The 19,230-nt window shown below is 66.6% G+C and carries 10 protein-coding genes; 9 read left to right on the top strand and 1 reads right to left on the bottom strand.

From position 1 onward, the window contains the following. Window position 1: 1 nt before the first annotated feature. The 9 genes from E0H92_RS28090 to E0H92_RS28130 all read left to right on the top strand — a co-directional run bounded on the left by E0H92_RS28090 (window position 2) and on the right by E0H92_RS28130 (window position 15,008). A complete protein-coding gene (locus E0H92_RS28090) occupies window positions 2–1,198 on the top strand; it encodes a TrbL/VirB6 family protein (protein ID WP_131498314.1) in 1,197 nt (398 codons plus the stop codon). Then, complete coding sequence (locus tag E0H92_RS28095; protein ID WP_131498315.1) at window positions 1,195–2,634, top strand: SCO6880 family protein; 1,440 nt, start codon at window positions 1,195–1,197, stop codon at window positions 2,632–2,634. Before E0H92_RS28090 ends, E0H92_RS28095 begins: the two co-directional genes overlap by 4 nt. Then, complete coding sequence (locus E0H92_RS28100; protein ID WP_165550070.1) at window positions 2,631–4,034, top strand: ATP-binding protein; 1,404 nt, start codon at window positions 2,631–2,633, stop codon at window positions 4,032–4,034. The genes E0H92_RS28095 and E0H92_RS28100 overlap by 4 nt, the downstream gene beginning before the upstream one ends. 4 nt (window positions 4,035–4,038) lie before the next feature. Next, on the top strand, window positions 4,039–5,787 hold the full coding sequence (locus E0H92_RS28105; protein ID WP_131498316.1) for a type IV secretory system conjugative DNA transfer family protein: 1,749 nt from the start codon (window positions 4,039–4,041) through the stop codon (window positions 5,785–5,787). Continuing rightward, complete coding sequence (locus E0H92_RS28110) at window positions 5,784–6,152, top strand: hypothetical protein (RefSeq protein ID WP_131498317.1); 369 nt, start codon at window positions 5,784–5,786, stop codon at window positions 6,150–6,152. The genes E0H92_RS28105 and E0H92_RS28110 overlap by 4 nt, the downstream gene beginning before the upstream one ends. 166 nt (window positions 6,153–6,318) lie before the next feature. Beyond that, a complete protein-coding gene (locus E0H92_RS28115; protein ID WP_131498318.1) occupies window positions 6,319–6,738 on the top strand; it encodes a recombinase family protein in 420 nt (139 codons plus the stop codon). 211 nt (window positions 6,739–6,949) lie between these two features. After that, a complete protein-coding gene (locus E0H92_RS44315; RefSeq protein WP_165550071.1) occupies window positions 6,950–7,114 on the top strand; it encodes a hypothetical protein in 165 nt (54 codons plus the stop codon). An 860-nt stretch (window positions 7,115–7,974) separates the two neighbouring features. After that, the gene (locus E0H92_RS28125) at window positions 7,975–14,505 is read left to right on the top strand and encodes a DUF6531 domain-containing protein (protein WP_202873855.1); all 6,531 of its coding nucleotides are present in this window, start codon (window positions 7,975–7,977) and stop codon (window positions 14,503–14,505) included. Next, window positions 14,502–15,008: a hypothetical protein gene (locus E0H92_RS28130; RefSeq protein WP_131498319.1), complete on the top strand. Its 507-nt coding sequence runs from the start codon at window positions 14,502–14,504 to the stop codon at window positions 15,006–15,008. Before E0H92_RS28125 ends, E0H92_RS28130 begins: the two co-directional genes overlap by 4 nt. A gap of 423 nt (window positions 15,009–15,431) precedes the next feature. Here the strand turns inward: E0H92_RS28130 and mobF are convergent. Further along, window positions 15,432–19,230: MobF family relaxase (gene mobF / locus E0H92_RS28135; RefSeq protein WP_131498320.1), on the bottom strand; the 3,799-nt coding region annotated here is incomplete at its 5' end.

The raw sequence follows: 19,230 nt of genomic DNA on the forward strand, positions 1-19,230 counted from the left end.
GATGTCTTGGATCAACTGCCTGCTCGACCCGAAGGCCTGCGTGGAGTCGGTCGGGAAGGAAGCGATCGACGGTACGGCGTGGAACCTTGTCGCGAACTGGATGGCCAAGGGCCTGACGGAGACGGCGACGTCGGTGTTCAAGAACTTCAGCGAGAGTACGACGCCCGACTTCAACCAGCGTTGGTGGCGCGACAATCTCGACCTGATCGTCACGATCTCCCTGCCGCTGCTGGTGATCGCGTTCGTGCTGCAATGTGCGTCTGCGGCGATCCGGCGCGAACCCGCCCGGCTCGGACAGGCGGTCCTCGGCGCCCTCCTGGGGACGGCCGGAGTGCCGTTCGCGATCGCGGTGGTCGTTGCCTGCGGCAAGATGGTTGACGAGATCTCCACAGGGATCCTCGGCAGGACCCCCGCGGTGACGGAGGGGTTTCGGCGGATCGTCGACGTCACCAGGGTGCTGTACCACGCGACCAATGGCGGATTCCTGATCATGGCGATCGAGTTCGCGATCCTTGCGACGATGGCGTTGTACTTCGTGATGCTGATCCGCGAGGTGGCGTTGGTCGCCTTCGTGGTGCTGGCGCCGATCGCCATGGCTAGTTGGACTTGGTCGACGACGCGGCATTGGCTGCGTCGCTGGATCGAGGTTGTTGGTGCGCTGCTGTTCTCCAAGGTCGTCATGGCCGTCATCTTCACCCTGGGCCTGTCGGCGATCGGCAACACAGGTCCGAACGGTGACTCGAGTCTCGGAACGTTCCTGGCGGGGAGTCTGTTGTTCGCGATGGCGGCGTTCGCACCGTTGGCGACGTACTCGTTCATTCATTGGGCCGGTGACCAGGGACAGTCCGCGTTGTACGCCGTACAGCAAGGGTCCGCGGGTACGTCGGCCATTAAGGAGCGGCTGGAACAGGCTCAACGCTGGGCCGCCTTCGACTTCACCGGCTCGCGCGGCCAGTCGAGTTCTCCGCTTGTTGTTGGTGGGGGCGACGAGTCGGGTGTAGGCAACACCACCGACGCGTCGACCAGCCACTCCACGCAGGAGCAGCCCGGGAGCGACGTCGGACCAGAGTCGTCACCGGCGACCGCGCCGGCCGATACCGCGGCCACCGCGCAGACGTCGGTCGATCGCTCGGCCAGTCAGGACCAGGTACACGAGCCTGGCGCGAATCCCAGCGGTCGGGACGGTGAGACGCGATGACGGGGCCCGATGCGCTGTCGACGCGCTTTCCACGGCCCGAGCAGCACGCCGTCCTGCTAGGACTGCGACCGGTGCAGATCGCATTGCTGCTGACCGCGATCGGGGTGGTGACGCTGTCGTTCGTCGCGCAGACGTCCGGGGTCGCGAGGCTGGGTGGACTGGTGACCGCGTCTGCCTGCGGCACTGTGGCGTTTGCTCGAGCCGAGGAGCTGCCCTTGTACCGGTGGCTGATCCTCCGCGCGGTCCACGTCTGGAGATCGATGCGAGGGCAGCAGTCGTGCCGTGCGCAAGTCTTGGAGCCACGCAGGCACGGTCGCCTCCAACTGCCAGGCGAAGGCGGAACGATGCGGATCCTCACAACTGCCTCAGGCGTGGGCGTCGTCCATGACCCGCGGCGGCGACGGCTGATCGCAGTTGCACGGATCGAAGGACCGGCGCACTTGCTGCAGAACGCGGACGAGCAGGATCGGCGCGTTGCGGCGTACGGACGGCTGATCGCTGGACTGTGCCAGGGCAACAGGATCGCGCGAGCGCAGATTCTGGAACGTACGCTCCCGGACCCTGCGGACGAGCTGGGGGAGTGGGCGAACCGACGGAAGCTGGACCAGCAGACGCCGGCGGGCGCGATCTACGCTGATCTGTTGGCGCAGGCGGCGCCGACCGCGGCGCGGCACGAGACGCTGTTCAGCTTCGCCGTGAACCTCGACGCGGTGTCCCGCGAGGTCCGCAAACACGGCGGCGGCCTGATCGGTGCGACTGCGGTTCTCGAATCCGAGGCCCGTGCCTTTCAGACGTCGCTGGCCGCCGCCGGAGTGGCTGGGACCTGGCTGGGCGCTGGAGACATCGCATCTAGCCTGCGTACGGCGTTCGATCCTGTTGCGACGCGGACGGTCCCGAACCCGGAGACCTTGTTCGCGGCGGATGCCGGGCCGTTGGCGGTCGACGCGACCTGGGATCGGCTGCGGACGGACTCGTCGCTGCATCGGGTGTACGTCATCACCGAGTGGCCGCGGATCCGTGCGACACCGTCGTTCCTCAGCCCGCTGTTGTTGAAGCCGGGCATCCGTCGTACGTTCACGCTCGTCCTGCAACCGATTCCGATGGCCAAGGCGTTGCGGGACGCGCGACGACACCAGGTCGAGCGTGTCAGCGATCGAGCCACCCGCTCCCGGATCGGGCAATTGGAGACCGAGCAGGATCGCCAGGTTGACGCCGACGTTGCGCAACGCGAACGCGACCTCGCAGCCGGCCACGGGGACGTGCGGTGGCTCGGACTGCTCGTCGTGTCAGCCGACAACGAGGAGGCGCTCGACGACGCGTGCATGGAGATCGAGATCGCAGCCACACAAGCGCTCCTCGATCTGCGCCGGCTCGTCGGTCAGCAGTTGGAAGGCTTCATCGCTGCTGCGCTGCCGTTTGGAGTTGGACTCGGATGAGGCGAGTATCCGCGTACTACGAACCTGAGGGCACAGACCGCGCTACCAGGCGCGTCAACCGGCAGACGGCGACCAACAAGCCTCGAACGTCGCTGCCCGCTGCCGTCGAGGACGAGCCGGCTTCCGGTCGCTCCAGGAGGCTGCGCGTCGACGCGCATCGGGCTACAACCAGGGTGCTCCGGGTCGCGTACCCGTTCCTGGCCGAAGGTGGGTTGGGTGCCGACGGCACCTACATCGGATCCGACGTGTTCAGCGGCGGATCGTTCGTCTACGACCCGTGGGTGTTGTACCAAGCCCGAGTCATCACCAACCCGAACGTGCTCCTGGCAGGCGTCATCGGCAGCGGCAAGTCGTCAACGGCCAAAGCACTCATCACCCGCTCCCTTGCTCTCGGCCACAAGGCCTACGTGCCGTGCGACCCGAAGGGGGAGTGGACCGCGGTCGCCGAGGCGATGGGCGGAGCCACCATAAAACTCGGACCGGGACTGCCGACTCGCCTCAACCCCCTCGATGCCGGCCGCAAGCCGTCCAGTGTCCAGGCCGACGAGTGGCAGCGGATCGTCTGGTCCCGCCGACGTGCCCTTCTGGGGACGTTGGCCGAATCCACACTCGGCCGTCCGCTGGTCGCCGTGGAGCACACCGCGCTCGACCTGGCGCTCGAAACGGTGACCTGCCACGTCGCGATACCGACGATCCCCGATGTCGTGGTCGCGCTGTTCACTCCCGACTCAGCGTTCGCCGAGCGGGCCGGACTGCGAACGACGAGCCTGACCGACGACGGCCGTCAGGTCGCACACGCGATCCGCCGGCTCGTGCACGGCGACCTGTCGGGGATGTTCGACGGACCCTCGACGACCGAGTTCGACCCGACCCTGCCGATGGTGACGCTCGACTCGTCGTGGCTTGGGAGCGGAGGCAACGACGAGGCGCTCCGCCTCACCCTGGCCTGCGCGTCGTCGTGGCTCGAAGCCGCGGTCGCCGACCCCGCCGGCGGCAACCGCTACATCGTGTACGACGAAGGCTGGCGAGTCATGCGCGACGCTGCCCTACTGCGCCGCATGCAAGAGCAGTGGAAGCTCTCTCGCGCCTGGGGCGTCTCGAACATCCTGATCGTCCACCGCCTGTCCGACCTCGCCGCCGTCGGCGACCTCGGCTCCGAAGCTCGAGCACTCGCCGAAGGTCTGCTCGCCGACTGTTCAACGAGGATCATGCTCCGCCAGGAACCCGACCAACTCGCGCGAACCGCCAGCCTCCTCGGCCTGACCGACGTCGAGATCGCCACCATCGCCAAGCTCCCGAAAGGCCGCGCACTCTGGCGCCTGCCCAACCGATCCTTCGTCGTCCAACTGATCCGCCACGCCCGCGAAGTCGAACTCTTCGACACCGACGCCCGGATGTAGCCCCATGAATCAACGACCGTCCCGAGACTTCAACGAGGTCCTGATCACCGGCGCCGGTGTCTTGTTCTGCATTGCAGGAGTCTTCTACGTCGCAGGCGGTCTCGCGTGCTTGCTGTCAGCCGGGCACTGGGTCACATCGCCGTGGATCGATGCCCTGTGGGTCGTTCTGCATCCTGGAGACCCGGCAGTGGCGTTCGGCCTGACCAGTGCGGACTTCGGGCCTGTGGCGTTCTGGATGACCTTGGCCGTCGTGGTGGCTGTTCCGGTGGGAGTCGGACTGCTCTGCGCATGGTGGTGGCGTGGCCGGTCGACGCTGAAACGCCGGCGCCGTGCCCTCGCTGCGCGGCCCGGGCTGGCGACCGGAGCGGAGGTAGAGTCCGCGGTCGGTCGTCGGCAGGTCGTACGGCGCGGAACTGTCGCCCGCCCGCACGCGGTGAGCCGATCCCCGCGCGAGGTTGGAACACTCCTCGGCCGCTCCCGGGGCCGCGAGTGCTGGGCCTCGGTCGAGGACTCGCGTATCGACGTCGGCCCACCGCGTTCCGGCAAAGGCCTGCACCAGATCATCGGCGCAATCATCGACGCGCCCGGAGCGGTCATCACCACCTCGACCCGGCCCGACAACCTCGCGGCCACCAACGAGCTCCGCCGCAAGACCGGTCCAGTGGCTGTCTTCGACCCGCAAGGTCTTGGCCGCGTCGAAGGCATCCGGTGGTCACCCGTCCGCGGCTGCGAGAACCCCACCACCGCCATGGTCCGCGCCAGCGGCCTAGCCGCCGGCGCCGGATTCACCAAAGGTGGGGTCACCGACGGAGCGTTCTGGCACGGCCAAACCGAAATGGCGCTCCGCGGACTCCTCCACGCAGCCGCCCTCGACGACACCGGCATCGAACAGCTCTACCGCTGGAGCCTCGAACCAGCCTCCGCCACCGAAGCCGTCACCATCCTCAACCGCTCCGACGACGCGGCCGAAGGCTGGGGCGACACCCTCGACGGCATCGTCCGGATGGACGGCCGTACCCGCGACGCCATCTGGGCCGGCGTCCGCTCCGCCCTGTCCGCGCTCGCCGACCCCGCCGTACGACGATCCTTCGACCCACCACCCGGTGAAGGACTCGACCCGGCCTCGTTCATCCGCGAACGCGGAACCATCTATCTCCTCGGCACAGGAGCTGGCGCCAGCGCCACCTCAGCGTTCATCGCCGCCCTGCTCGAAGACATCACCGAGACAGCCCGCCAACTCGCGGCCCACAACACCGGCGGCCGTCTCGAACCGCCCCTCGCGCTCGTCCTCGACGAGATCGCGAACCTGTGCGCCGTCCCGTCGCTGCCCGGTCTCATGGCCGATGGCGGCGGCTCCGGCATCTCTACCCACGTAGTCATCCAGTCTCTCGCCCAAGCCCGCGAGCGCTGGGGCGAACAGGCTGCAGCCGCGATGTGGGACGCCGCCACGCTTCGCCTCATCCTCGGTGGTTCCGCCCAACCCCGCGATCTCCAAGACCTCGCCGCTGTCTGCGGCGAACGCGACGAAGAGATCCGCAACTGGAGCCGCGGCCCCGACGGTGGGCGCACCACGTCGACCAGCACCCGCCGAATCCCCATCCTCCCGCCCGACGTCATTCGCACCCTGCCCTTCGGCACCGGCATCCTGCTCGCCCGCACGGCCCCACCCATCCTCCTCACCATGACCCCATGGACCGACCGTCCTGACTCAGACGAGATCCGCAACAGCATCGGTCGGTCGATCCGCCGATGAACCCCGACGACGACCTCGCCCGCGCACTGGCCTTCGCCCCTCCCACCGACCCGTACGTGGTCTGCTGGCGAGACCTCGACCCCACCAGCACCACCGAGGAACTAGAGCGCCTCGCCGACTGGGTCACCTGGGCCACCATCCGCTACAACCTCGACCACAAAGTCATCCCGCCTTGCTGGCGCCATCACGGCGCCATCGTCGAAGAACTCTCCGCCCTCCGCACCTTCTGGGAATCCTGCTACCAACTCGACTCTGCACCGTCCGAACCGCTCGCCTTCCAGCGCGATCTAACGCTGGCCCTGCGTCGCTTGCGCGACTGGACCTCATTTCTCGGATGCACCCGGACGATCCACCGCGCGGACTGAGCCAGCCGGACCAGATGTCCGCAAACGTCCGTTGACGGGGTCGCGATGTCTCGCCGACGCAGCAAAGGCTTGATCCAGGCTGTCGGCCTATTCGAAGGCGCAGACATGCAGAGCAACCAAGCGGAAGGTACGCCGTGTCGATCTCTGAAGCTCACCATCAGCGCCGTTGGACCGCAGTACTGGGAAAGCGGCCAAGATCAGCGCGCACGCGACGCCCGTACTCGCCACACTGCCGGTGAGGCAGCGGACGCCTGCACCTGAGCGGCAACGCGCCTATGGCTACCTGCGCAAGGACTTGCTGCCCGTCGAGTCGGAGGTCAACCGCACCAAGGAACGCATCGATCGGTTCGCCAAGACATCGGGCTACGAGATCGCAGCGGTGTTCGTGGAAGAGTGCGGCAAGTGGCCGCATCCTGTGGCCTTCGAGCGGCTCGTCCAAGCCATCTTCCGCGACCGCGTTGAAGTGGTCATCGTGCCGAGCCTGGTGCACTTCGCGGGCCTCGGGTCGTTCAACTCCTTCAAAGAACACTTCGAAGCTGCGACACAAGCTCGGGTTGTCTGTGCGCTTGAGCCACTGTCCTCATGAGCGTAGACATCGACCGCGTGCAGGCCACCATCCCCGCACAACCTGATCGTCTGGATCCTCGTGGTCACGGTGATCGCGTTCGGATCGATGGTCGTGCTGCGTGCTCGGGTACAAGAAGCCCTGATCACCTACTCACCCCGGCCACGTGGAAGCGGGCGGCGTAACGGCGTACAGCGCGATCCGATATCTCTTCCGGGAGGAGTTGAAGGCTGTGACGCGACGCCGCTTCCGGCACCGGCCGGCTTTACCCGATCCGTACACCGCGGACTTAGTCCGCCGGCTGCGCGGCCTGCTGGCCATCGTCACTCGCCCACCGACACCGCACCCGGACCCCGACCCGGTACGACGGGACGACGAGCTGCTGGACCGGCTCTAACGGACCGGAGTGGGGCCCGCGCAGGGCGAGACCCTCACCCGGTCGCTGGTCGAGCGCGAAGATCGCCGATCTGGGCGATGGCGGTCCCCAGCAGGTTCGACGGGTCGACGACGGCCGGGCGCCTGCCAGGAAGGTGAACGTGCACGCGCTGGCAGGTCGTCGCGCAGCCAGGCGTCGATCACGTCCCGGTAGGCGTCAAGCCGGGATCCCCGCTTCGGCGGTGGTCTCGGTTGCTTGGGCCACACCGACTCCAATGCGGCGACGGTGCGATACCCAACGCTGTGTTTGCGCCGTAGAGCCCGCTTCGACCATCCCGCCTTTGCGTCACGGCCTACCGGCGTGCAGGTTGACATGGGAAGGTCGAGCAAGGTGAGCCATGACGTCAGAACCGCCTCGACGGCTGAACAAGCAAGCGTTCCTGTCGATGGTCGAAGATGTCTGCACGGAGGTTCGTACTCGTCTGCAACGCCCCGGAAGTGACGTATCACGAGCGGGCAATCCCGGAGGAGAGCCGCGTTGTTGGCCTGGGTCTCCTAAAGCTGCCGTGAAGCGACAAGTAGCTGACCCCATGTCTGGGGCTCCCGCTGGCATCGATCGCATCAGCGCGGCCGTGCTCCACGGTCGGCCTTGCCGAGCGTCGACATGGGACGGTCCAACGAAGCTGGCGCGGACCGCACGACTCCGCCCACTGTGTCAAGCGGCAGCCTGCCGAATGCAGCATGTTGCAGTCGCTGTAACGCATTCGTATGGGTGGCCGATGTAGCGGTCGCTGGCCAGCTCGGTGACCCGCCTAGTCATCGGTGCTTGTCCTGGGCCGGCGTGAGGTGGGGGAAGTCATGTCTCGTTCTCGGCGTGCCCGCATGCAGTTCTTCTTGCGGTTCGTGGCGGTGCTGGTGTCGTTCGCGTTGCTGACGACAGGCTTGGAGGCCCGGGAGCGGGCGGTTGCCGCGCCCGCGGCGGATCCGAAGCCCCCAGCGGCGAAGGTGGACTCGCAGCCGGATCTTGTGTCGGCGACGGTGACGGCGCGGTCGCAGGGTTCACGGGTCGAGGTCGAGTCGCTGCGGTCGGAGACGTCGACGACGTGGGCGAACCCGGACGGGACGATGACGACCGAGTCTCACATGGCGCCGATCCGGTTCAAGGACGCCAAAGGCGCGTGGCAGTCGATCGACCTGACGCTGGCCAAGGCCACCGACGGTACAGTCGCGCCGCGCGGTCACGGCCACGGGCTGCAGCTGGGCAAGCAAACCGCCGCAGCCGGGGGCGTGTTCGCATCCGCGACGGCCGGGACGGGCCGTCAGGTGGAGTGGTTGGCGCCGTGGAAGCTGCCAGAACCGAGCCTGGACGGGACGAAGGCCACGTACGCCGATGTACAGCCGGGGGTGGATCTGAGGCTGGACGCGCGGCGGACCGGTTTCGAGACCGACCTGGTGGTCAAGCAGCGTCCGTTGACGGCGCCGGTGTGGCGGATCCCGCTGCGTACAAAGGGGCTGACGGCGCGGCAAACCGCTGATGGCGGGATCGAGTTCGTCGATGCGAAGAACGTGGTGCGGTCGCGGATCCCGGTGGGGCAGATGTGGGACGCGGTCACCGACGAGCACACGAAGATGCCTGCGAACAACGTGTCGGTGAAGTTGTCGGTGGAGCAGGTCTCGGCGGGCAAGGCGACGCTTGTGATCGCGCCGGACGCGACCTGGTTGATGGATCCGGTCCGGGAATTCCCGGTGACGGTCGACCCTGTATACGCGGTGTCGACGACGCTGCCGAGTTTCGACACCTGGGTGCAGTCCGCCTACCCCGATGACCTGTCGGGCACGATCGATCTGCGGGTGGGCAAGAACGGCACGCACACTGAGCGGACGTTCATGAACTTCGCGACCGCGCCGCTCACCGGCAAGGACGTTCTGTCTTCGTTCTTGTCGGTGTGGCAGTACGGCGGAGTTTCGTGTACGCCGGCGGTTGTCAATGTGCGGGCCGTGCAGCCGGTGTCGACAGCGACGCGGTGGTCGAACCAGCCGACGCTGGGTTCGGTGTACGGGTCGCTGAATGCCACGAAGGGCTTCTCGAGTGCGTGTCCGGGTGGGCGGATCGAGATCCCGATGACCAGCCTGGCGCAGGCGTGGTCGAACGCCTCGTACACGACCGGTGGCTTGGCGCTGGTCGCGGCCGACGAGACGGACGTGAACTCGTGGAAACGGTTCTACGCCTCCGGCGGCCCAGCCGACCCCTACATCTCGTTCACCTGGAACCGGACCCCGAACGCTCCCGCGACGGTGGAGACGACCGAAGCGGCCGCGTACGCGGCGCCGGGTGAGACGACGTCGTACATGTACTCGAAGAGCCTGCGGCCGTGGGTGCGGACCAAGGCCACGGACCCGGACGGGAACACGGTGAAGTACGTGTTCGAGTTCATGACCGGCGGCGGCACGGTGGTGGGCTCGTGTACGTCGTCGGTGTACGCCTCCGGCACAACGGCGGGCTGCCGGCCGTCGAGTGATCTGCCGGACAACACCCAGCTGTACATCCGCGCGAAGGCGAACGACGGCCGTGTGGACGGTGCGTGGACGAGTTACCAGACCCGGCTGCGGACCGGTGCGGCGGCGCCGGCTCAGCCGGTGGTGTCGTGTCCGGCGCCGTACGACGTGAACAACACCTGGACCGACACCACCCCGACCGCGGACGTGACCTGCACGGTCACCGCGACCGGCACCGGGTACAGCGCGCCGGGTTACCTGTGGATGTTCATCGACGGCAAACGCCCGACGGCGAACGACACGAGCGGCGCAGTCAAAATCACCCCCTCGAGTGACCCTGCGGTGGCGAAGTACGAGGTGACGTTCAAGCACACCGAGCCGGGCCTGCACACGATCGTCGCCGAGGCCCAGACACCGGGCGGCAACTACTCGACGACCGCGACGCAGCGGCTCGGCTGGGGCAGCGCGTCACTGTCGTCACCGACCGCAGACGCGCGGATCACGACGGCGAACACGATCCGGATCACCGCGGCCGGCCCACCCAAGGGCACTGCTCCGTCCGTCACAGCGAAGGTCCGCTGGCGGGTGTCGGGGTACGGCGGCGCCGACGACCTGATCGGCTGGAACGAGGACGGGACCGAGTTGCCGGTGGTCGACAACGGCGTCGGCGGCGTGAGCGTGAACACCCTGTGGGACACCACGTTGGCCAAGGAAGACATCTACCTGGATTCCGACCCCAACACCCCGGACGTCCAGAAAACGGTGCTGAGCGACCGGGTGCCGGTGAAGCTCGACATCCAGGTCTGCTTCAGCTATAACGCGACCGTCCAGTGCACGTGGTCGGAGACCCCGGACACCACCATCCAGCGGCTGCCGCATGCCTTCGGCAATGGGTTCCCCACCTCTGAGGCGGGCCCTGGCCAGGTCGCGCTGTGGACCGGCGAGTTCAACGCGTCCGCCACCGACATTTCGGTGCCGGGTTACACCGGTGACTTGTCGATCTCGCGGTCGCACATGACGTATGAGACCCCGACTGATCAGATCAACGGCGCGTTCGGGCAGGGATGGACCGCGCAATTCGACGGCGCCGACGCCGGCGCGGCCGGGATGCAGGTCATCGACCAGACCCGCGTCGACGGCACGCTCGTGCTGCAAGACGGCGACGGCACCAGCCTGATCTACGGGGCCCCATCGGGTCGGCGTCGCACTACCGCGACCTACGAACAGGGCGACTGGGTCCCGGTCGACGACGACACCACCGGAGACGGCTCCCGGCTGAACATCACCGGCACCGGCACCTCGACGGTGCTCTCCTACATTGAGGATGACGGCACTGTCACGACCTGGAAGCCTGCCGCCGCACCGGCCGCGAACGCCGCGACGCTGTTCCGCGCGGACGGGATCTCCGAACCTGGCGTCGCGGGTAAGACGACGTTCTCCTACGACGGCAACGGCCGCGTCGTGCGCATCCTCGCCCCGCCTGCACCGGACGTCACCTGCGGCGCCTATCTGCCGGGTAGCCCGCTGTCCGGGCTGAACGCGGGCTGCCGGGCACTGCACTTCGACTACACCACCATCGGCTCCAGCAAGGTCCGGCTGAGCGCGGCCTGGCTCGACATCTACGACCCAGACAAGGCCGGTGGTGCCGGCATGAACTCCATTCAGGTCGCCGCCTACACCTACGACGCCAACGCGTTGCTGACCAAGGTCACCGACCCGCGCAACAGCCTGTCGACCGAGTACACCTACAACGCCGCCAACCACCTGACCTCGATCAAGCCCGCCGGGCTGGTGCCGTACCAGTTCAATTACGTCACTGTCGACCAGCGCGAGAAGCTCGACTCGGTCACCAGGGCCCGCCCCGCCGGTGACCCGGCCGGTGGCACCGCGACGCTGGGCAAGTATGTGTACGACGTGCCGCTGTCCGGCACCGGGCTGCCCGATCTGTCGTCGACCTCGGTGGCTCGGTGGAATCAGAAGGCCGTGCCATCGAACGGGTTCGCGGTCTTCGGGCCCGACCACCCACTGACCGGCGCACCTGGCTCGACCGATTGGCAGTACGCCGACCTGCAATATACCGACGCCGCCGGCTACACAATCAACACCGCCAAGTACGGCGCCGGCGACTGGCAGTACACGGCGACCGACTACAACGACCAAGGCAACCCGGTCCGCGAGCTCGACGAACGCGCCCTGCGACAGGTGATCGATACCGCCGCATCCGCCGACCAGCTCGCCACCCTCACGGTCTACAACGCGGACATCACCAAGGACGGGGCGATCGTGACTCCGGCCGGGACGCTGGTGACCGACACCTACGGCCCGGCCCGATGGGCAGCGCTCAAGAGCGGCACCATCGCCTGGGTCCGGCCCCACACCCACACGAAATTCGACGAGGGCGCGCCGAACGCGGGCATCAACCTCGACACGTCGCTGCCGTACCGGCTGGCCACTACCGAGACGTCGTACGCGCAGGATCCCGGCACCGGAAGCGATCTGGAGATGACCGGCCAGACTCTGACCGACTACAACCCACCCGTGGCCGGCGACGCCGACGGCTGGGGCCGCAGCCTGCCCGGCAAGACCGTCACCGACTTCGACCTCAACGGTGCCAACAGCGCAGGCGACATCGTCAGACTCACCCGCTACGACGCTGAAGGCCGCGTGATCGAGACCCGGCAACCCGCCTCCAACGGCGCCGACGCGGGAACCACCAAGACCGTCTACTACACGACGACACCTAACACTGGATTCTCCGAGTGCGGCAGCAATCCGCAATGGGCCGGCCTGGTCTGCAGGACCTACCCAGGCGCGGCACCCAGCTCCGGGCCGGCCATGCCCTCAACGGCCACCTCGGCCTTCACGTACCTGCTGTCGCCCAAGACAGTCACCGAGACCTCCGGCGCCGTCACCCGCACCACCACCACGACCTACAAGACCGACGGGCGCACCGAGTCCGCCGCGGCTACCGTCACCGGCCTGACCGGGTCGACGCCGAACACCAAGAAGACCACCACCTACGACCCGGCCACCGGCCAACCGACAGTTGTCACCGCGACCAACGCCGACACCACCGTCGCGGGCTCGATCACCACCGGCTACGACGCCTGGGGCCGCCAAGTCTCCTACCAGCCCTCCGGTGACGCGGCCACTACCACGGTCTACAACGCCGCAGGCGACGTCGCCACCGTCTCCGACCCCAACGGCACCACGACCTACACCTATGACGGCACCGACGCCAACGGCAAAACCGAACACCGCGGCCAAGTCACCAAGATCGACGTCACCAGCGGCGGCTCCACCTGGACCTCGGTGGGCGCTTACGACTCCGACGGCACCCTGATCACCCAGAGACTGCCCGGCGGCGTCACCCAGCACAACGATCTCGACAACACCGGCGACCCCACCGGCCTGCGCTACACGGGCCAAGTCACGACGGTGAACGGTGACGGCTCCACCAGCATCGATCCCAACGGGCCCTGGCTGTCCTGGTCTCTCGAAAACGACACCTCTGGCCGCGTCACCCACGAATGGACTCCCGACGGCAACGCCTTCACCACGGCCACCGGCGGCGCCATCCCCTACGACCGACGCTACAGCTACGACAATGCCGGCCGACTCAATCAAGTCAACGACCGCACTGCCACATCCTCCGGCGTCGACGTCACCGGCCCCGCCCAGGCACCAGCGTGCGTGACCCGCATCTACGGCTTCGATACCAACGACAACAGGCTCACTAAAGCCACCGCACCGGCCTCGGCCGACGGCGCCTGCAGCACCACCGGCGCCACCACGGTGACCCGAGCCTTCGACACCGCCGATCGCCCAGTTACCGGTGCTGGCGGAGCCGGCAGTTATACATACGATGCCTTGGGGCGCACCTTGACGTTGCCGGCCTCGGACGCGCCTCGGCCGGCCGACGGCGACGTCACACTGTCGTACTACCACAACGATCTGGCCCGCACGATCACGCAGGCCGGTACCACAACCACCTTTAGCCTCGACGCCATTGACCGCCGCTCGACGGAAACGGCCACGAACACATCTGGCACCACCCAAACCATCCGGCACTACACCGACACCAGCGACAACCCCGCCTGGATCACGGCAGGCACCACCAGCCAGCGCTATGCCGAACTCATCGGATCCGACCTGTCCCTGACCGTCGAACAGGCGGGAGCAGCCGCTCTCACACTCGCGAACCCGCACGGCGACATCGTCAGCACGGTAGACCTGCCCTCAGCGGGAACTGCAGCCGGTGGCATCAGCGGCTGGAACGGCTACGACGAATACGGGAACGTGACGGGCTCCACCGCTGACACCGGCATCCTGGACTACGGGTGGCTGGGCGCGAAGGAACGCGCCGTCACCGGTGCCGACCTCATCTTGATGGGGGTCCGTCTGTACAACGCTGCGACAGGGTTGTTTACCGCGGTTGACCCGATCCCGGATGGCAACAACAACGCATATACCTACCCCGGCGACCCGATCGGCAGGTTGGATCTCGACGGCCGGATCAATGTAGAAAACTGGGGTGGCAGGGGGCGCGGGGCAGATTTCTCCTGGAGCCGCGCGCAGGTAAGGGGCCGCTCTGAATACCCGGAGAGTGCGCGGGGCGGTGGATATAGAGGGGGTGGCCGCTCAGATCCCGCGTTCAACGCGAGCCGCAGGGCGTCCGTCGACAGGCGGCTCAATCGGCCGCGGAAGGCCAGAAGCAACAAAAACTCTGGAACGAGATACAAGACTCGCAAAGAGGCTGAAGCTGCGGCGAAAGCGGACGCGAAGGCTGGCGGTAGGTGTCGCTATCGAGGGGTGTGCAGCAAGGGAAACCATGTCCATGTAGACTATTACAACAAGAATGGTGAATTGTTGCACACCAGGCATTATGAGTTTCCCAAAAAGGGTGGGCGTCGATGATGGTATCTTCTCGGAAACAGTTGGATAAGTCGGCGGATGCTCTGATTCGCGCTATCAAGGTGCATGCGGAATCGGTGGGCAGAGCAACTCAGTCTCCGGAGGACGTGATGGCGGCCGTCAGCGAGCTGCAAGAATCTGCGCGAATGTACGCCGATGCGGTATTCGACGTTTCCGGGTGGGGCAACCCATTCGGTGGCGCAGATGAGGACGAGGACCGTGGTGATTCCGTCGGCCAGGGCGTCGGTGGCAAGGGTGACATCGTGCGGGTCGAGGCGCGATATCGACTGCTGGTGCGAAACAAGTGGGAAGCTCGCAAGCTGCTGGAATCCCGGACCAGAATCCGCGGTGAGGTCCTCTCCGAGGACCTGGACGACGACTCGGCCACGGATATCGTCACGGAGCTCTTCCGATTGGATTCTTGGGATCCGTTCATCTATCAGTCCGACGCGATCGATGTAGTCGATCAAGAATGGTCATGCGTGCCTGAGCGTCATCGCGAATGAGCCGGTAGACAGTAGATGTCGATGTTCGAAGTCGTCTGCGCAGGTGTCCGTACTCGTCTGCAAATGCCTTTGGATGTCGTGATTTGGATGAGAGTGAACGGGTGCCGGGTGGCGTCGGGACCTGCCCCGCTGGACCTTCGAATGCGCCGCAGGCTGGCTCCGCGAGGGCCTACCGGGCGGATTCGGATCCCCGCGTTGTTCATTCGTCGGCGAGCCCACACGCGTCCAACCGTGTTGCGACCCGCACGTCATCCCGCGGCGACTCGGTCAACCTGATCGACCAGTCGGCGAACCCCTGTGCGACCAGTCCGCCTCGTCACCCTCATGCAACATCAATGCCGCAGGACGATTTCCCGCTGCCTCAACACCCCAACCACCAATCGCAAATTAACTAACGACGCACGGCACTGGCGGGACGGCGGCTCAGCCGTGAGGGTCACGCCGAAGTGGTGCGGGGGATTCGGATGTGGCTAGGGACATCTCGGCGGCGTGGCTCCGCGTATGGCTGTTCAGTCGCACGCACAGCCGGTCGTAGTTGGCGCGTTGGGTGATCGCGCTTCGCGGAGGAGCATCGCCGAGGACTGCTTGGCTTCGGATTCCGTAGCGCTCTCTGTAGGCGGCGACCACGTGTATCAACGAGTGCGAGTCCGGTCCTCCGGCCACGGCTCCGATGAGGGCTTCGTACCAGCTTGGACGTTCGGTGGTGGCTTGGTATGCGAGCCACTCGGCGCGGTCGGTGACTTGACGCTCGAGCTCGCGAAGGGCAGGCAGCACACTCGGATCGGTGGCTTGTGACGCGGGGATTACCAGGCCGGCGATCATCGGTCCATGACGGCCGGAGCGGACTTGCGATCTCGTGACGAGGCGCTCTACCCGGTCCTGGAGTACCGCCGCGATGTCGCGGGCGTCGCTCAGGGATTTCTGCCTGACTGCGCGGTGGAGCAGGTCGGCGACGCTGAGATCGGCTGACTCGGCGCGGCGGAGTTCGGCGATGAGGGCGCCGTAGGCGGGGGACGCTTGGACGACGGCCTGGTCCGTTGGGTCGAGACCGCTGGAGGCGATTGCGGACTGGTAGCGGGTTCGTGCGTCCAGTTGGCAGAGGTACTCGTGCATCGGGATCAGCCGGTCCAGTCGGGTGGCGTTATCGAGCTCTCGGCGCATCACCTCGTGGGCGGATTGTTCGACGCCGGGGTCGTTGAGGACGCCTTCGAGAACGTCTTGCATGGTCTGCTTGGGGTGGGGTTCGTGGAGGTCCGAGCTCGTCTGGTGGGTGGCGACGTAGGCGGTGTTGGCGTCGCGGCCGCGGGTCATGCCGACGTACATCAGGGCTCGTGTGAGCTGGTCGGTGACGACGAGGTGGGCGGTGTCGACGGTAGCCCCTTGGGCTCGGTGGGCTGTGGTGGCGTAGGCGAGTTCGACGGATTCTTGGACGTAGGCGCTGGGCAGGGTGACGGTGTCGCCGGTGTGGTTTTGGACGGTGAGGGAGCCGTCGGGCCAGCGGTGGATGACGGTCCAGCTGTCGCCGTTCTTGACGTAGTTTCGCGCGCTGTGGCGGAGGCGTCGGTTGTTGAGGCGGGTGACGATGTGGTCGCCGAGGCCGACGTGGTTGCCGTTGTGGAGTTCGATGCCATCGGGTTCGACCTCGCCGGTGGTGATGCGGTCGAGGCGGGCTCGGGCGTTCAGTCGGGCGACGGTGGTGTTGTCGGCAGCGATCAGCAGGCTGGCTCGGCCACCTCGGGTATCGGCAAGCCAGGCCTTGTAGGCGGCGTCCTCCATCTCCTCTGACGAGCCGGCGGTGAGGCGGTCGTGGTCGTCGTACATATCGATCGCGGTGAGTTCTCCGCGGCGGAGGGCGAGGCTGGCGTCGCGTTCCCAGGGGTTGGTGAAGCGCCAGACGTCGGTGAGTTCGGCGGCTTGGGTGTCGTTGGCGATGAGGCGGAAGGCGCCGCCGGTGTCGGCTGCGGACAGTTGGGCGTCGTCGCCGACCAGGAGAAGTTTCGCGCCGGCGGCATCGGTGGCTCGGGCGAGCGTGGCGAGTTCCAAGGTGCCGGCCATCGAGGCTTCGTCGACGATGACGAGCTGATTCTTGCGGAACCTCCACCGGTCGTCCTCGGCGCGGAGCGCTGCAAGTTGTACGGCGAGTCGCTGCTTCCGCCGTCGGCGGTGCAGGCGATCGGCGAGGCGAGCTGCGTGCAGGGTTTGCTGGATCCGGTCCTTTCGTTGCTCGGCGCCGAGGCCTGCGGACTCGTAAATCCACTTGGCGATGTTCTCGCTGGGGATGTCGATCGCGTCCGACAGGATGGTCGACGCGGATGAGGACGGAGCGAGCGCGATGACCGAACCCTCGCCGTGCGCTGATTGCCAACTGGCGGTGAGGGAGGACAGCAAGCTGGTCTTGCCAGTACCTGCGGGACCGACGAGGGCCTCGAGCTTCTGACCGCTGGTGGCAATCCGCTGGAGAGCCTTGGCCTTGTCGGGACTCAGACCTTGGGTGTGGATTTCGGGAATCATCGGTCCCGAGGGATTCTGCGCGAGGTCGAGCAGCAGGGACTCCGCACCGAGGATCACGGGGGAGGTGAAGATCTCGCCGTTGTGGATCGCGAACACGCTCTCGCCGTTTGTTCGGGTGATTGGAGCGCCGACAACCTCAGGTGGGCTGAGACTGATCGAGTGGCGTTCGGCGCATTCGACAATGGACTGGAGTACGGCGAAGCGGTCGTCGGAGGAGATGAGCCGCAGCAGCCGCGTCTGGCGTGCTGCCTCGGCGATGAGGTTCCAGCGATTCCAGGTGGCGCGCTTGGTCTGAAGCGTGAGGACGGTCGCGACGCCGTACGCCTCGATCGTCTCTGGGCTGAGATCGGCCGCGGCCAGTGGACGGTCGCCCACCCGGCCCAGTGAACGGTGGATGGTCGCGACCGCGTCTCGGCCGATCGCCTGATCAGCGCGTCCGCGCCACTGAGCCATCATCGCGGCGAGCGGTCGCGCGAGGTGCTTCGGCGGCCGGCCGATGAGCGTTGCACGCTGCCGAAGGACGTACATCTCGCGCCGACTCGGTGGGCGACCTCGGTCTCCGCGCTCTTCGAGAAGGGCCATCAGATTGGCCTCGATCTGCTCGGTTCTGGCGGAGAACTCGGTGATGAGTTCGTCGGGTACGGCGTCGATCTCGAACGCTGGATTGCGCTGGGCGCCACGTTCTCGCAGCTCCCAATCGACGCCGAGACGGCGCGACAGGTTGTCAGCAAGGAAGACATTGTGGATCTCGGACATCGCGACGATCGAGCGGTGGAGGGTCCGGCTGTCCAGCGTGCGCCAGGTGCCGTCCAAGCCTTGTACTCGGTTCGCAACGACGACGTGGGTGTGCAATTGAGGGTCGCCGCTGCGGGTGTCCCAGTGATCGAACGCAGCGGCGATCACGCCGCGGATGTCGAGCTGGGCAGCTCCGCGTCCACCGGTTCTGGTGAATGCGGCGTGCTGCTCGACGAGAGAAATGACGTCGCGGACCGCCTCGTGATGCGCAGCTACGATCTGCTCCTGCGTGCCGACATCGGTGGTCGCCCAGAGCGCCGAAACCGACTTGGCCGGCGAGAACGTGAGATCGAATCCGGCAACGGCCTGCTTCGCCTTCTGCCGCATCTCGCGCTTGCGGATCTCCTCAATTTCGGCCTGCCTCTCCGTCTCGCTCATGGCTGCATCGAGCGCACGGATCTGGTCCTCAATCCGCTCCGACGGGCTCTTGAAAACCTGATATGCATTGCCCAGGATTCGCCCCGTCAGGGGATCCTTGGCGCCCCCGAACAGGGCGGCCATCTGCGCCTCGGTGACCTCATCTCCCGCCGAAAGCTCACCGTCGCCCAGCCCGCTCAAGCCGGACCCCATCCACCGCCCGGATGGGTAGCCGGCGGCGGTGTAGTACGCCGTCAACGGCGTAGACATGCGACGGTCCACATCGCCGGACGCGACGTGACGCAACAGGTACTGATACCCATCTCCGGCCGTCAGCCGATGGATGGTCAGCACGGTTGCCCACCGCAAGTTTCGCCGCCTGATCGAACCCACGAAGCTGCCATGACAGCTCAACGGGCCAGCCATCAAAGGTCCGATCCAGACCGCCCCGACAGACCGCGACCGGTAGCCAGTCCTATTCGACTGTCGCCAATCATCGGTGCTCGACGTTTGGCGTTGCTGCTGGGTTGTTGTCAGGTCCGGTCGGGCGGTGTGGATC

The organism is Kribbella speibonae (assembly GCF_004331375.1).
Classification (GTDB): domain Bacteria; phylum Actinomycetota; class Actinomycetes; order Propionibacteriales; family Kribbellaceae; genus Kribbella; species Kribbella sindirgiensis.